This is a genomic window from Rhodoplanes sp., assembly GCF_013377085.1.
Taxonomy (GTDB): Bacteria; Pseudomonadota; Alphaproteobacteria; order Rhizobiales; family Xanthobacteraceae; genus Rhodoplanes.
The window spans coordinates 1-17,407 of the sequence record NZ_JACAAX010000058.1; the positions used below are offsets into that span (position 1 = coordinate 1).

At 67.6% G+C, this 17,407-nt stretch carries 5 protein-coding genes; 4 read left to right on the top strand and 1 reads right to left on the bottom strand.

Features of this window, described 5'->3' with window-relative positions; genetic code table 11:
• Positions 1-155: 155 nt before the first annotated feature.
• Positions 156-980: an IS5 family transposase gene (locus HXX10_RS26805; RefSeq protein ID WP_296526387.1), complete on the bottom strand. Its 825-nt coding sequence runs from the start codon at positions 978-980 to the stop codon at positions 156-158.
• Positions 981-1,248: 268 nt separating this feature from the next.
• On the opposite strand from HXX10_RS26805, the gene HXX10_RS26810 reads away from it, so the two are divergent.
• From HXX10_RS26810 to HXX10_RS26825, 4 genes are all read left to right on the top strand, one after another.
• The gene (locus HXX10_RS26810; RefSeq protein ID WP_296526388.1) at positions 1,249-2,016 is read left to right on the top strand and encodes an STN domain-containing protein; all 768 of its coding nucleotides are present in this window, start codon (positions 1,249-1,251) and stop codon (positions 2,014-2,016) included.
• Positions 2,013-2,567 (top strand): RNA polymerase sigma factor, encoded by a 555-nt coding sequence (locus tag HXX10_RS26815; protein ID WP_296526389.1) that lies wholly within the window; start codon positions 2,013-2,015, stop codon positions 2,565-2,567. The genes HXX10_RS26810 and HXX10_RS26815 overlap by 4 nt, the downstream gene beginning before the upstream one ends.
• Positions 2,564-3,595: a FecR domain-containing protein gene (locus HXX10_RS26820; protein ID WP_296526390.1), complete on the top strand. Its 1,032-nt coding sequence runs from the start codon at positions 2,564-2,566 to the stop codon at positions 3,593-3,595. The genes HXX10_RS26815 and HXX10_RS26820 overlap by 4 nt, the downstream gene beginning before the upstream one ends.
• Before the next feature lie 191 nt (positions 3,596-3,786).
• Positions 3,787-17,403, top strand: coding sequence for a filamentous haemagglutinin family protein (locus tag HXX10_RS26825; protein ID WP_296526391.1), 13,617 nt, complete (start codon positions 3,787-3,789; stop codon positions 17,401-17,403).
• Positions 17,404-17,407 lie beyond the last annotated feature (4 nt).

Below are 17,407 nucleotides of genomic sequence, written 5' to 3' on the forward strand. Positions count from 1 at the left end.
TGCTTCGCAACAGTCTCGGAATCCTCCGAGTCAATCACCCGGAAACCGTATCACAAATTTGTATAGGAGGCTGCCTATCCGTACGGGCTAGGCATTTCGGCGGAATGAAAGCCGGTTCGTCTCAGGATGCGCTCAGAGTCCGTTTGGAAACTCGTTCAATGGCTGATGCGGCGGAGGAGGAGACTTCCCATGGCGACGTGGAGCATGGCCTCGGAAACGTCGATCCTGGCCTCGTAATCGCGGACGAGGCGGCGCCAACGCATCATCCAGCCGAAGGTGCGCTCGACCACCCATCGTCGCGGCAGGACCTCGAAGCCCTGCTGGCCCTCCATGCGGCGGATCACCTCGACGACGAAGTCGAGATACTCGGCCTTGTCCATCAGCTTGCCCCGGTCATAAGCGCTGTCGGCGAAGAGGCGCTTGATCCACGGCCATCGCTTGCGGATCGCCGCCAGGATCATCTGGGCGCCGGCGCTGTCGGAGATCCCGGCCGGCGTGAGGTTCACCAGCAGAAGCCGGCCGTCGGTGTCGACAGCGACATGCCGCTTGCGGCCGACGATCTTCTTGCCGCCGTCGAAGCTGCGCTGCGCGCCCGATGCCGGTGCCTTGACGGTCTGGCTGTCGAGAATGCCGGCCGAGGGGCTCGCCTCGCGCCCGGCCTGCTCACGGTCGATCATCACGGCGAGGTCGTGGATCGTCCGGAACAGGAACAGCCGCACGAAGCGCCGGAACCACCAATAGACGCTCGGCCAGGGCGGGAAGTCCTTCGGCAGCATGCGCCAGCCGCATCCGGTCCGAGCCAAATAACGAACTGCATTCAGGATTTCTCGAAGATCGATGCGCCGCCAACGGCCGGTTCGACCCGGCTTCGGAAGCAGCGGAGAGACGCGCGACCACTCCTCGTCCGTCAGGTCCGTCGGGTAGCGCTTCGCCTTCTTCTCGATGTCGGCCATTCGGCCTCGATTCGCTGCTGTCCACATGGACAGCTTGAATCACAGCCACCGTCGCCCCGCCACTCCGGTTTCCAAACGGGCTCTCAGGCCGGTTGCTGCAATCCTCGCCACGCCGAGCGATCGAACGCGCGGTTGGTGTGAGCCAGCCCATGTGTCGGTGTCACCGGATGGTCACGCAACCGGTCTATCCAGCAACGGAGGCTATATTGGCGCTGCCACGCGGCTAGTAAGCCGTCGTGGCGTCGTTTTTGGTCGAGCCGGTGGCGCGGCAGATCTGATCCACGCGGAGGGCAGGGTGGTCGGATCGGCCTTGAAGCCTCGGCATCGTTCTCTGGTCGAGCTTGCCGCGGTCTCGTACGCCGCAGTCGTGCGCGCCGCCGGGTTCGCGGCGGTCGGGCTCGCCGCGACGGCGATGGCGGTTGTCCTGCCGGTCCGCGCGCAGGCCGTCTCGCCCGCCGACACTGTCGCACCGGGCGCTGTCGTGCGCTACGACCTTCCGCCTCAGCCACTCGGCGAAACGCTGCGGGCGATCGGAGTGATCGGCGGCGTCGACGTCGTGGCGCGTGGTGGGGTGGTTGCCGGTTTCCGCGCACCTGCCGTCCGCGGCGAGTTGACGCCGCGCCAAGCCCTCGACAAAGCCGTTTCGACGACCAACCTGGTTGTGATGTCCCTGGAGGCCGGCGGGTTCAGCCTCGCTGTCCGCAACGCGGCGCCCCCGGATCTCGGCCCGGCGTCGGCCGCCGTGCTGTTCGGGCCCTTCGCCAGCCTCATCCAGGCATCGGTGATGCGGCAGCTCTGCCGATACGACAATACCCGGCCGGGATCGTACCGCCTGCCCCTGCAGCTCTGGATCGCGCCGTCCGGACGGATCGAGCGCGCCGCCCTTCTCGGCTCCACCGGCGTAGCGGCGCGCGATGCGGCCGTAGTCGAGCAACTGACGGGTCTTCGCATCGCGGAGCGCCCGCCGATGGGCCTGCCGCAGCCGGCAACGTTGTTGCTTCTCCCGCAGCCCGGGAGGCCGTCGCCCTGCGCCCAAAGCGAATTCGCGCGCGTCGGACCATGACGGGGGAAGCGCCCTGGGGCCTCCTGCGCGACCTTCTGGTCGAGCGCTACACGTCGATCCGGCAGCGCCTGTCGAGCCGGCTCGGCTCGAGCGACTTGGCCGCGGAAGCCCTGCACGAGACCTGGCTGCGGCTGTCGCGCGGTGTCGGGTCTGGTCCGGTCGAGCGGCCCGAATCCTATCTGTTCCGTATCGCCCTGAACGTTGCCGCCGACCTCCGCAAGGTCGACGGGCGTCGGCTCGCGCCGGCCGAGATCGAGCAGCTTCGCCAGCTCGACGGCCATGAGCTCGATCCCGAACGGACCGCCGCCGCCCGCTTCGAGGTCGCGGCCTTGACGCAGGCCCTGACCGAGTTGCCGCCACGCTGCCGGGCCGTGTTCGTGGCGGTGCGGGTGAACGGCGAGCCGACACGGGTCGTCGCGGAACGGCTCGGCCTCTCGGTCCGCATGGTCGAGCGCGACGTCAAGCGGACCCTCGAGCATGTGATGCGGCGTCTCGGCCGAACCGGCCGTGTCGCGCCGGAGCCGCCGGAGCCGCCGGAGCCGTCTGCATGATGGACGATGCGCGCAACGGGTGTCTCCGTCCGGGCGAGGACACGAACGACATGAACGAGACTGCCGTTATTCCGGACCAGATCCGAACCGAGGCGCTCGACTGGGTCCTGCGGCTCGCGGTGGGCGGCGCGACGACGGCGGATGCCGACCGGCTCGCCCGCTGGCGCGCGCAGAGTCGGGCACACCGGATCGCGTTCGCCGAAGCCAACTTCGCGTGGGAGATGTCGGGGCCGGCGGCCGCCGGTCTGGCGGCCGGCGGGGCGGCCGGGGCGATCGGCGGGGCCGCTGCGGCGCCGCGCCGGATCAGCCGGCGGGCCGCGCTCGCGATCGGGGCGTCCGCGGCGGCCGGTGTCGCCGGCATGGTCGGCGCGATCGATCCTCCGTTCGGCCTGTGGCCGTCGCTCACGGAGCTGGGAGCCGACCACCGCACGGCGACCGGCGAGCGTCGTCAGCTCGATCTCACCGAGCGGGTGCGCGTCGAGCTGAACACGCGGACCAGCATCGCGGTTCATCTGGCCGCTGACCGAACGCCGACCATCGAGCTGATTTCCGGCGAAGCCGTGGTCGAGACCCGCGGTGAGCCGCTCATGGTCGCGGCCGCCTCCGGGCGGGTGACCGCGATCGGCGCACAACTCGATGTCCGGTGCGACCGGCAGGCGGTCGCGGTCGCGTGCCTGTCCGGCGCGGTCCGGGTGGAGCACGCGCGCGGCGTGGTGTCGGTCGCGGCGGGGCAGGTGGTCCGTTACGACGGGACGGGCCCCAGCGACGTCGTCTCCGGTGACATGGAGCGGTTGACCGCGTGGCGGCGGGGTCTCCTCGAGTTCCGGGACGATCCGCTCGCCTCCGTGATCGAGGAGATCAATCGCTATCGTCCCGGTCGCGTCATCCTGGTCAACAACGCGCTCGCGGACCTCTCCGTCGTGGCGACGTTCCACATCGATCGGCTGGCGGATGCGGGCGAACGCCTGGCCCACGCGCTCGGTGCGAGCGTACGCCGGCTGCCGGGCGGCGTGGTGATCCTGTCGTGAGCGCCGGCGTGTCATCGAAAATTCACCAAAAGCGATGTCGCGGTGGAGGGGGTCGGGCGGTCTAAGGGGATGTGGCGCTGGTCCGGGGGGCGAGCGTCGCGCCGAATGTTGCGCTCTCCGAGAGACCCGCCATGCACCGTTCTCATGTTTCCTTCCGTTCGCGCCGCTGTCCCGGTGAGGCGAGCAGCACCATGGCGTCGCACCGTTCGGGCGGCCGCTCGCGCCTCGGGCTCCTCGCCGGCGTCAGCGTCGCGGCGTTGCTGGTCGCCTCGGTCGGCGCTATGGCCGGCGACTTGCACGCGGGCCGCGTGAATGCCACCACGGCGGCAACCAATGCCGCGACCGCCGCGGCCCAGGCGGCGGCCACCGCGTCGTCGCAGGCGATGACGCAGATCAACTCGTCGCTGCAAGCGATGCGCGACGCGCAGGCGGCGGCGCGCGCCGTAGCGGCCGCGCAAGCGGACAGCCCGGTACCGAACGGAACCGCGCCGGGCGGCCTGCGGCCGGTCGCCAATCCCAACAGCACCACGGACGGGCTGACGCTGTGGACGGGCGCCAATCTGCCGGTCGAAACGTCGAAATCGGATGGCCGCATCAGCGTCGAGGTCAAGCAGACCCAGGAACGGGCGATCCTCTCCTGGGACAGCTTCAATGTCGGGCGCCAGACCGACCTCTATTTCAACCAGAGCGCCGGCACGGATTCGAGCGGCGCCAACGCCTGGATCGCGCTCAACCGAGTGGTCGGCAGCGCGGCGAGCCCGAGCCAGATCCTCGGCACCATCAAGGCCGAAGGCACCGTGCTGGTGATCAACCAGAACGGGATCATTTTCGGCGCCGGTTCGCAGGTGAACGTCCACAGCCTGATCGCCTCGACGCTCGATGTCGGGCGATTCCAGAACGACACCACCCACGCGGCTTGGTCGACGGCCCAGCGCAATGCGTCGTTCCTGACCTACGGACTTTTGGGAGATACGACCACACAGTGGACTTTCTCCGGGCAGCGAACGGCTGCGAGCCAGGTTGTCGCCACCGGCAAGGTGGAGGTCGAGGCGGGTGCGAGCCTGACGGCCGGGGACGGCGGCTACATCCTGCTGACCGCGCCATCGGTGCGCAATTCCGGCTATTTGTCGGCGACCAACGGGCAGGTCATCCTGGCGGCCGGCGATACCCTGAGCCTCGCTGCGGCCACGGGCGCCAGCGACAGCGCGGACCCGGGATTGCGCGGCTTGACTGCGGTCGCCGGGTTCGGCAGTACCGCACTCCCACGCGTGGTCGAAAATACGGCGAGCGGGGTGATCGAAAGCCCGCGCGGGTCGATCATCATCAGCGTGGGCATCAACAATACCTCCGCCTCCGGGAGCGTGGCGCTCGTCAACGGAACGCTCGTCGCCACCACCAGCGTGTCGCGCAACGGCGCCATCGAGATTTCCGGCTCGACCATCGACATCGCGCCGGGTGCCCGGCTCGGCATCCTGCCCGACGGCAGCGGCGAAACTCTGCCGCAGGATGCAACGTCTATCAGCAACTTCAAGGCGTCGCAGATCCTGATCGGCAATCTCAGCAGCCGCTCCGCGTCGGTCAGCGCTGCGGCGATCCATGTCGAAGGCGACACGCTGATCTACGCGCCGTCCGGTAACATTACGATCGGGGCGACGTCCAGCGCCACCGGCACAGCGAGCAATTCGGACTTTGCACGCGTCGTCGTCGAAAGCGGCGCGGTGATCGATGCCAGCGGCCTGACCAACGTGAAGGTCTCGGTCGCGAGCCAGCAGATCACGATCGGTCCGCTGAAGAAGAACGAGCTGGCCGACTCATCGCTCTATCGCGACAGCTTCCTCAACGGAGCGACCGTCACCATCGACCCGACCCTGTCGGGCGTGCGCGACGACGGCGTCGCCTGGATCGGCTCGCCACTGATCGACGCAAAATCCTATTACGAGCAGGTCGGCGTCTCGGTCCGGCAACTGATGACCAAGGGCGGCAACGTCACCATCGGGGCCGGCTCCTTCTCGAACGTCAACGGCTACACCACTAACAGCAATGGCGATCGTGTGCCGATCATCCTGCCGGCCAGCATGGCGCCCTATGTCGCCGTCAAGAGCGGCGCGGTGATCAACGTCTCGGGCGGCTGGCTGTCCTACGACCAGGGCTGGATCAAGACAACCAAGCTGATTTCCGCCGACGGCCGCGTCGTCGACATCGGCAGCGCCGACATCAACACCACGTATGTGGGCATCTATAACGGCACCGAAATCCGGCACGCTCACTGGAACGTCGTCGAACAGTACGAGTCGCGGATGAGGACCGGCTTGCACCTGGTCGGCGGCTATACCGAGGGCCGGGATGCCGGCGCGCTGAGCATCGTGGCTCCGGCCCTCGTGTTCGAAGGGGCGGTCACGGCCGATGCTTTTGCCGGGAGCCGTCAAAAGACCCAGGCGAAGGTCGGCACGGCCACCAGCTCGATCTACGGCGACTCGCGCAAGCTGCAGGCCGCGTCCTCGCAGCTTCCGTCGGGCGGGGCCTTGATCATCCAGGGATTGGCCACGTCGAACACGTCGGCGGCACAATACTATTTCGAAAGCGGCGATATCCGCGTCGTCCGCGATCAGGACTACCACGCGGTGTCCGGCAGTCTCGGCTTCGGCCAGGTGGTGACGAGCGCGAACGGCACGGTCACGATATCGTCGCGCGATTCCTCGTCCTATCTCGATCCGGCGCGGGTCGGCACGGTCCTTTTGTCCGACCGTCTGCTGTCGCAGTCCGGCTTCGCCGAGGTCGCCTTCAGCACGACCGGTTCGGTCTCGGTGGCGCAGGGGGCCAAGGTTGACCTCGCCGCCGGCGGCGTCTTCGACGTCTTCGCCGGCCATCGGATCACCATCGACGGCCAGGTCAGCGTTCCCTCGGGCCGCATCACGCTCGAGACCTTCGACAGCCAGCTCATTCCGAAGCTCGGCTTCTCCGCTGAAACCTACGGCGTCGGATCGTTCGACATCACCGTGAACGGCACGCTGTCGACGAAGGGCCAGTGGACCAACGATTTCGGGGCGACCGGCGACGCCGTCCAGGGGAAGGCGTATCTCGACGGCGGCGCGATCACGCTCTACGTCGCCCCCCGCGTCACCTTGGACGAGGTGGTGACCAGCGGACAGGCCACACCGGCGAGCGCGACCGACATCTCCGGCAGCATCCGGATCAATGCCGGCGCGACGATCGACGTGTCGAGCGGCGGCTACGTCGATCCCAACGGCAAGCTGGTGCTGACCGCCAAGGGCGGCGATCTCAGCCTCTACAACACCACGACGTACTTCCCGTTGTCTGGGGGCTCGGCCGGGCAGGGAGGAACGTTGAGCGGCTTCCGCGTCAACGGCCTCGTCTATGGCAACCCCGCCACGGGGTACTTCCCGGTCAATCCGGACGCGATCACCTCCGGCGTGTTCATCGATGCCGCGGCGACCATCAAGGCCAACGGTTTTGGCGGCGGCGGCACCTTCACGCTGGTGACGCCGGAATTCGCCTTCAGCGACGACAAGTCCAGAAAGGCCGGGCCGAACGCCACCCGGCTGCCGATGGATTTCGTCAGCAAGGCCGGCTTCGCCAACTACAAAATCACGTCGTACAAGACGCGGCTTGTTCCGAACACGTTCCAGTTCCAGACGACCATTGCACAGAAGACGTATGTTTCGACTTATTACATGAACGACTATGGCACTTTGGTGGCGTTACAATTCGACACGTCGAGTAATCAATATTATTATTACAGTGCGGGCGATGACTGGACTTATTATATTCCAGCCAGTCAGTTGCAGTACTACTATCCGGTTGATGCTCAAGGAAACTTACTGACCTACGACCCGAACTATAATTCGGGGCGTGGCGGATTCTACTCCGCAGTCCAAGTCCCGGTAACCGCCAGGCCCGGCGGCACCAATGCGCTGCTCGACACGCAGACGCTCACGGTGGGGGCGGGGCAGACCCTGAACCTGACCCAGTCGGTGTTTTCCAGCCGTCTCGATACGGCGCAGGCCGCCGCGCTCAAGACGCTGGCCTCCGGCGGCGATCTCTACTCGGTCCTGACTCCTGCCGTGCCCGTCAATGCCTGGGATGCCAAGCCGGTCAACCTCACGCTGGGCGGGCTCATGGAACTGCACGTTGCCCAGGGCGGCCGCGTCAGCGCCGCCGCCGGGGCAAGCCTGACAGTGGCGAAGCTGCTGAACGACGGCACCATCCGACTGCCGGGCGGCAGCCTGGTGCAGCAGTCGTTCCTGCCGACCTTGTACGAGCCCTACGATATCAGCGGCTCGTCCACGAAAGTCATTCCGCTCGGCATCCGCGACCTGTCGCAGATCTTCTCGGTCAATGCCGACGGCTCCATCACCTCGGAGGCCACCAGCCGCTACGCCAGCAATCTCACCAACGCGCAACTGGCGGGCGCGGGCACGAGTACCAACTCCTATCCGATATATTTCGTCGGTCTGCTGGATGCCAATCAGGGCATGGTGCTGTCGGCGGGCAGCGTGACCGATGTGTCGGGCGTCAGCATCCGCAACCCCTATTCCTACGATCGCGCCACCGGCCAGACCGGCTTCACCGGCCGCATCGTCGCCGGCGGCAGCATCGTCACCTCGCCGCGGGCGACGACGAGCCAGATGCTGTTCCAACTGCCCCGGGGGACCGCATTGGGCGGCGTCTACGGCGCGCTTGTAACCAGTTTCTCCGTCGAACTGGGCGTAACGATCATTCCGGGTGTGACGGCGGCGCAGAGCGGCAACACGCTGACGATCGCATCGGGCGCGACGGTGGATTTGTCCGGCGCCTCGGACACCTATCTGGTGACCGGCCCCGCGGGAACCGGCCTGCGCTCGCCCGGGCTCGTCGCCTCGGCGGTGTGGAGCGATGCCGGAACCCTGTCGGCCGGCGCCGGCTTCACCATCTCCGGCAGCGCCGACATCCGGGCCTTCGGCGGCGCGCCGCAGGCCGAGAACGGCACCCTGTCGCTGCTCGATCCGGTGCTGGTCCAGCACGATTCCCTGACGCCGATCGCAAATCGCATTTCCGCCGACACCATCGCCCGGTCCGGCTTCGACACCTTGATCGCGGTGGGCAGCCTGTCCTCGAGTGGCGACGTCGCGGTCGACCTCGGCCGTGCGCTGTTCGTCACCAGCCGCAATTATGTCTTGACGGGCACGGCGAACTACAACGCGACCACCACGGCGTATCAGGACGACGACCTGGTGCCGACCGTGAAGGCGGGCGGCAATCTGGTGGTGAACGTCCCCTATGTCGGCCTGCTGAGCAGCATCGACACCATCAAGAACCCGGCGCTCGGCACGGCTGGCCGGGGCAGCGTGACGTTCAACGCCGGCTCGATCGACATCACCGGGGCGGTGCTGTTCGACAAGTCCGTCGCCACCGCGACCCTGAATGCGACGGGTGACGTTCGACTGATCGGCGAGCAGCCCTGGATGCCCCCCGGCACGACGTCGCAGACCCAGCTCTATACGCTGAACGGCGCGCTGGCGGCGAATGGTGACCTCACCATCAACGCCGGACAGGTCTATCCGACCACCGGGTCGAGCTTCGCGATCACCAGCGCCAACGCGAACGGCACCATCCGGTTCGGTCGCAGCGGCGCGGATGTTCCGTCGGCGCCTTATTCGGCCGGCGCCAGCCTGACGGTGGCCGCCGCTCATATCATTCAAGGCGGGATTCTGCGGGTGCCGCTCGGCACGCTGACGCTCGGAACGACGGCGACCTATTTCGGGATCGGTGGGGCCTCCACCACGTTCGCCCCGGCGACTGCCGATCTCACCTTGGCGGCGGGCGGCATCACTTCGGTCTCGGCGAACGGCCTGTCGATTCCGTATGGCACCACCACCGACACGCTGGAATGGTATTTTTCGCCGACCAACAACTCGCCCCTGACGGCGGCGCCCGCGAAGACTCTGGTTCTCAACGGCGCGACGATCTCGGTCAAAGCCGGTGCGAGCGTCGATCTCACCGGCGGCGGCGACGTCTATGCCTACGAGTTCGTGCCCGGCACCGGCGGCTCGCGCGATGTCCTCGATCGTCTGAACGCCGACACCTACACCGGCAACAACGGCTATCAATATCCGGACGGCCGGCAGGTCTATGCCATTGTCCCCGGCCTTTCCAACGCCCCCGCGGCGGCGGTCGATCCGATCTATTCGTCCGGCTATAGCAGCCTCTATGCCACGTCCTCGGTCGGCAAGCGCGTCTATCTCGACGGCGGCCAGGGGCTCGCCGCCGGCTGGTACACGCTGCTTCCGGCCAAATATGCGATGCTGCCCGGCGGCATGGCGGTGGTCGAGCAGGCCGGCTCCACCACCGTGTCGCCCGGCACCTCGACCGTGCTGCCGACCGGGACGCTGCTGGTCACCGGCCATTACGGCGACGCCGTGAGCGGGGCCAGCTCTTCGGCCACGAGTCTCTTCCGGGTGCTGCCGCAGTCGACGGTGCAGACCCAATCAAAGATCGTGCTCACCACGGGCAACGCCTATTTCGCCCAGCAGGCCGCCGACAACAACGCGCAGGCCGCCCGGCTTCCCGTCGACGCGGGGTACATGCAGATCAACGCGGCGACGTCGCTCACCATCGACAGCGTGTTGTCGACGGCGGCGGCGAGCGGCGGCCGCGGCGCGCTGGTCGATGTCGGCGGCAGCAAGATCACCGTCACGGCCTCGGCCGGCCAGGCGGTCGCCGGCGACGGACGGCTGTATGTGACGGCCGACAGCCTGTCGAACCTCAATGCCGCGAGCCTGATGATCGGCGGCATCCGCACCGACAACACCGACGGCACCACGGCGATCAATGTCACGGCGCAGTCGGTGCGGATCTCCAACGCCGCGTCGGCGCCTCTCTCGGCCGACGAGATCCTGCTGGTCGGCAGCAGCAGCGTGACGGTCGACGACGGGTCGGTGCTGACCGCCAAGGGCACGCTGACCGATCCGCGCACCGGGGCCTATCTGATCGGCTCGAGCTCGGTGGCAGGGGCGGGGGCGCTGCTGCGCCTCGCCAACGGCCCGCAGCGGCTGGTGCAGCGGACCAACGCGTCCGGCACGGCATCGCTGAGCGTGGGCAAGGCCCAGTTCAACGGCAGTGTCCTGCTGTTCGACTCCAGCGGCAGCAACGTGATTTCCGACGGGATCGGGCTGTCTGGCACCAAGTACCTGGCGATCTCTGCCCCCCGCATCGGCATCGGCGTCGATCCCACGCATTACAGCGGCACGGTCGCGTCCGCCGGCCTGGCCGATCTCCTCGGCCGGTTGGGCGCGGTGCTGACGCTGCGCTCGCAGACCGCGATCGACATCGCCGGCGGCAGCTATTCGTTCGGCAAGCTCGCCCTCGACGCCCACACGCTGGCGAGCGCCGACGGCGGCGCGGCGACGATCACGGCCGACACCATCATGCTCGGCAACACCGGCAACTCCGCCGATTGCACCACCTGCACCGCGAGCAACGGCTCGCTGACGCTCTCGGCGAATACGATCCTGTTCACTGGCGGACGCATCGAGACCAAGGCGAGCATCGTCGCGTCTGCGATCCAGGCCACCTTGACCAGCGACCTGACCATCACGCTTCCGGCGGGAGCGAGCGTCTACTACTATACGCTCTTCGAGCCGACGCAATTCGTCATCCCGGCCGGAACGGTCGTGCAACTGGCTGGTGGCGCGTCCATCGCTTCCTCGGCCATCGCCAGCGGCACGCTGGCGACCGACGCCGACGTGATCTTCAGCGCGGCCACCCTGAGCATCGCGACCGGATCGTACTACTTCCCCAACGGCTTCAAGTATGCCAACGGCGCGAGCTACGGGAACCAAGCTGCGGGAAGCTTCAGCTTCACGACCGCGTTCAATATCCCCTTCAATGCCGACTTCCACGCGCGGCTGGTCGCGGATACGCCGATAACCCAGACCGACTTCTTCGCCGGCGGCGTGACGCTCGCCGCTACCAACGGCATCTTCGCGCAAGGCGCTGCGGCGCAGCTCGACACTGGCCTCGGGGCGCTGACCCTGCACACGCCCTATCTCGGCGACAACGTCGCGGGCCTCGCCTCGCCGAAGGCGCCGACCCTGTCGCTGAAGACCCTCGGTGCGCTCAGGATCGATGCGCAGGGCTCCGGCGCGGTCGCCGCCGTCACCGCGATCCCGGGCGGCACGCTGTCGCTGGAGGGCGACACGGTGTCGATCGCGCGGACCGCGGTGAAGCTCACGGCCGGCAATCTGACCATCGCGGCCGCCAACGGGGTTGCGCTCGCCGACGGCGCCGTGGTTGCGACGCCGGGCTACACCAAGACGTTCGGCGATGCCGCCGATCCGGTGACGCAGGACGCGCCGGGCGGATGGCTGTCCATCACCAGCGCGCACGGCAATATCGATCTCGGCGCCGGCACTCTGGTCTCGGTCGGCGGGACGGCGGGCATGGGCGGCACGCTGAAGCTCGGCGCCAGCAACGGCACGGTGACCTTCGGCGGCACGATCGACGGCACGGCGCCGGGCGGAGCCGCGAGCTTCACGCTCGACACCGCCGGGGCGTTCGACCTCTCGCTGCTGGCGGGCGTGGCGGGCAACCGGGGTTTCAACGGCGATATCGTCATACGCACCCGGACCGGCGACCTCGTCCTCGCCCAGGGGCAGACGCTGAAGGCCGCGAGCCTGTCGCTGACCGGCGACGGCGGCATGGTCTCCATTGCCGGCAGCGTCGACACGTCCGGCACCAATGGCGGCGCGGTTTCGCTCTACGGCGCGGGCGGAGTCTATCTGGCCTCCACGGCCGTGATCGATGCCCATGCCGACGGCTATGGTGTCTGGGACTCGCGGCAGGCCGAGGCCGGCGACGTCACCTTGGGGACCATCGGCAGCGGCGCAGTCGCGATCGCGGCCGGCGCCGTCATCGATGTCTCGGCGAAGAACACCGCCGACCGGGTGGTGCCTTATTATACGAACTCGGTGAAGAACTACCTGTTCGTCGAGGGCGACCTCGGCGGCCGCGTCATCCTGCGGGCGCCGGTGGTGAATTCGGCGGGTCGTGACAGCGTCAATGTGTCGGTGGCCAACGCGGGAAGCATCAAAGGCGCGCGCGAGATCGATCTCGTCGGCGTCAAGAGCTTCGATCTCCGCGCGCTCGGCGCGATCGCCGGTTCCGGGGTGACCATCGATGCGGCGACCAACACCGCCGTGATCGATCCGCGCGGCGACTACTTTGCGAACGCGGCCCAGGCGGGCAGCCTGGTGCCGGTCATCCAGAACTTCGACGTCTCGGCCAGCTACGGCACTCTCGGCGGCCTGAACGCCTCTTCGGCGTTCCACGCCAAGCCGGGCGTCGATCTCGGCTTCGACGGCAACGTCCGGCTCGACCGCAACTGGAATCTCGCCGCCGGCACCGTCGATGTCGCAAGGGCGACGGCCGCCGGGCTGATGGGCAGCGAGACCTTCACGGGCGCCGGCGGCAGCTCGGTGACGCTGCCTTACATTCTGCCCGGCAAGGACGCCGCGCTGTTCGCCGGCGGCTACGTCTCGATGCTCTATCGCACCGGCGGCAGTGTCTACGGCGAGGCGCCGGTGTTTGCGCTAAAAGCCTCCGGCGACCTCACCATCAACGCGAGCATCAGCGACGGATTCTTCCAGTTCCGCAACCAGACCGATGCTAATTATCTGGCGGCCGTGGTCAGCACCGGCAGCATCGTGGTGGCGTTCAGCAGCGGGTCCAGCAATCTGACCACCCAGGTCACGACCGGTGTGCCGGCGGTGGCGGTGAACAACAGCCGCGCGACGACGATTAGTTTGTCCGGCACCAACGCGCCTGCGACGATCTATGTTCCTTATTCGGCCGACGGCAATTCGGTGTCGCCGGAGAAGAGCGGCGATCCGTTCGGCAGCGCCGTGCTGTTCCCGGCGCTCGGCACCAAGACCTACGCCGATTCGACCAGCCTCGACCTGGTGGCCGGCGCCGCGCTGACCCGCACCGGCGGCGGGGCGCTCGCGGCCAGCGCCAATCCGCTCGCCACCACTCCCGACACGGCCAGCATGCTCGCGATCGGCGGCTCGTACAGCTACAGCTACGGCGGATCGATCGTCACGGTCCGCTACGGCACCAAGTTCAATCAAACCGACAACACGACCTACAGCGCCTCCAACTACGCCACGTCGACGGCGACCTCCGCCAATTGGCTGGCGGCGGTATTGGCGAGCAAGACCACCGACACCTACAGCTACACCGGCCAGACGTTGTACTACGGCACCGACAGACGGTCCGGCGTGCTGCTTCCGAACACGGCCGCCGCCAAGACCATCGATAATCAGTCCGACCTGATCTATCTGGATTTCAGCGTAGACACGCAGACCGGCTCCGGAGCGTCCAGTCCGCTCGCCAACTTCAGCGCGGTCAGGCTGAGAGACATCGCCAAGATTTCGGATCCGAGCAATCCGAAATACGATGCATATCTCCACGCGCTGTACGTCAGCAACGCATCGTCGGCGGACGCCAGCGGCGATTTCTTCACGGCGGTCACCAGTTCGAGCGCGACCGATCCCTACACGATGGCGAGCGGCGGAGGGATCGTCGTCAGCGTGAAGACGGCGGCCTACATCTTCCAGAAATACGTCGATCCGCTGTTCAGCTCGACCTACGGCCAAAAGACGGAAATTGTCACTTCGCTGGTGCGCAGCGGCGTGGGGTCGATCAATCTGGCGTCCGGCGGGTCCGTCGATCTGACCGGCGGCGCACTGACGCTGCAGACCGTCTACAACTACAACAATGCGACGCAGGGATCGCCGGTCACTCTCGGCGGGGCCGCGGTCTACACCGCAGGCCATGTCGCCGACACGTCGGTGCGGACCGCCGTGGACCCGGAGACCAACCGGACGGTGACGATCGACCCCACCGCGTTCCTGAAGACCGGCACGCTGTTCGGGTCCACCGCCAATTACGGCTATGGCAGCCGGATCGCCGGCACCTCCGGCTTCGCCAGCGGCGCGGTGGGCGTACTGGTCTCGGACAATGTCTATGCCGAAGGCGGCGGCGACGTCTCGATCACGGCGGAAGGGAGCGTGCTGGCCCGGCGCGACCAATCGGTCACCTCCAACCTCGCCGCCCAGATTTCTTCGACCCTGTCGTTCGCCGGAGGCTCCGACGAGCCCTGGCGCGTGGGCGCGATCGGGACCGACACCTGGGCCAAGATCGATCCGCAGCTGTTCCGCAGCGGCGTGGCGACGCTTGGCGGCGGCGACATCTCGATCCGGGCCGGCGGCGACATACTCGGCCTCACCGTCGTCGCGACCGATTCGCTCACCACCGCCAGGACGGCCTCGGCCGGCGTGACCTCCAAGGCGCTGATGACCTTCGGCCGGGGCGACGTGATGCTGTCGTCGAGCGGCAGCATCTCCAACCTCAGGCTCGACGTCGCATCCGGCGCCGGCCTCGTTCAGGCCGCCGGCGGTCTCGTCTCCGCGGGGACCGACGCGAACCTGCTGCGCCTGACCGACGCGACCGTGCGGTTCGACGTCCTCGGGGCGGTGTCGCTCGGGGGGGTCGCAGGGGTTGGTCCGACGCAGCTCAGCAATGCGTCCAACAATCTGAATGCGGATGTTTTCTATCTGCCCAACAGCAGCATCTCGGTGCTGGCCGACGGAGCGGTGACGCTGGGGTACTCCGCAAACGCACCGAGTTCTTACACAAGGGGCGTTCTGCCGGGTAGTCTGTCGCTGGTCTCGCTGACCGACTCCCTGTCCTTTGGCCAGCAGGTTCTGATGATGCCGTCTCCGACCGGAGAGCTCGAGCTTCTGGCCGGCGGCAGCATCACGGCGGGGAATATCGCCATGCTGGACGCCGATCTCGGCCTGCTGCCGGGGCTCTACACCGCCTATGACGGCGTCACGGCGCTCCCGGCGACTGGCTCTCCGGTGGGTACCATCGCCCTGGAATTCCCTTACGTTTCCCCGACGACTACCGAGCAGCAGCGCAGCCTCAACCACAAGGCGGTCGCCACCCATGCCGACGACAGCGAGCCGGTGCGGATCGCCGCCGGGACCGATATCGGAACGTCGAGCGGCGCGCTGATCCTCTCCGTTCCCAAGCAGGCGCGCATCTCGGCCGGCCGCGACATCGTCAACATGATCTTCTATGGCCAGAACCTGTCTTCGACCGACATCACCCGGGTGACCGCCGGCCGCGACATCATCGGCACCTCCCAAATTCTGGCCGTGAACAATCTTCTCGGCGCCACCGGCACGGCGCAGCCGACCCTGCTCGGCAACACCTTCGTGATCGGCGGACCTGGCGATTTCGTCATCGAGGCCGGGCGCAATCTCGGACCGTTCATGCCGTCCGCCGTGATCAAGTCGTCGACGACGACCACGTCGGCCTATGGCGGCGGCATCCTCTCTGTCGGCAACGAGTTGAACCCGTGGCTGCCCAAGCAGGGGGCCAGCCTGGCGGTCATGTTCGGGGTCGCGGGCGGCGCGAACTACGATGGTTTTCGCGATTATTATCTCGATCCGGCCAATCTCGCCCAACTGCCGAATTACCTGCTTGCGGACGACGGAGCCGCTTCGGTCTACGGTACCGAGCTGATCGCCTGGATGCGGGCCAAGTGGCCGACCTCTCTGCCGCAGGGGGCGGTCAATGTGACCTATGATCAGGCCTACGCGGCGTTCAAGGCGCTGCCCGAGATCTCGCAGCGCCTCTTCCTCGACAAGATCTACTTCGGCGAGCTGGTCGCGGCGGCCATTCCCGACGGGCCGAGCTATCAGAAATATGCCCGCGGCTACGAGGCCGTGAACCTGCTGTTCCCGGCGGCCTGGGGCTATACGAAAAACAGCCTCGAAGGCGGGGCAAACGGTGCGGCCACGACGGTCCGGACCGGCAATCTCGATCTGCGCCTGTCGACCATCCAGACCGCTCGGGGCGGCGACATCTCGATCCTGGGGCCGGGTGGCCGGGTGCTGGCCGGCTCGGTGGTGCGCACGGCGGCGCAGGCCGCGCGGCACAATTACGCAATTTATAACACCGGCGGTCGGTATACGTTCCCGATCCTGTCGATCCCGACCGGCTACGAGGGCATCCTGACGCTGCGCGGCGGCGCCATCTCGACCTTCACGGACGGCGATTTCGTGCTCAACCAGAGCCGGTTGTTCACCGAGCAGGGCGGCGACATCATCATGTGGTCGTCGAACGGCGACCTCAACGCCGGCCAGGGTCCGAAGACCAGCGCCAACTTCCCGCCGGTCCGCGTGCGCGTCAGCCCCAACACCTATGCCGAGCCCGACCAGGTCGGCGCCACCACCGGCGCCGGCATCGCCGCCCTGAAAGCGACGCCGGACACGCCGGCTTCGGACATCTACCTGATGGCGCCGCGCGGCACCGTGGACGCCGGCGACGCCGGCATTCGCTCCACCGGCAACCTGTCGATCGTCGCCTACCAGATCCGCAACGCCGACAACATCCAGGTCGGCGGCCGCGTGAGCGGCCTGCAGGTGCAGCCGCCGGCCGCGACGCCTCTGGCGGCCCCGACCAAGGACAAGGCGGCGAGCGACGCGGTGGACGCCGCCTCTCGGCAGGGGACGCCGTCCGAGCGGCCCTCGGTCATCATCGTCGAGATCCTCGGCTATGGCGGCGGTGAGGGGACGCCGTCCGACAGTGCCCCGGTTCGCCGCGAGGAGGAAGAGCGGCGGCCGTCCGGCCGGCAGAGCTACGATCCTGGTGCGCCGGTCCAGGTCGTCGGCTTCGGTGCCCTCACGGCGGAGCAGGCCCGGCAACTCACGCCGGCGGAGTTCGGCCGGATCGGTCGGTGACGGG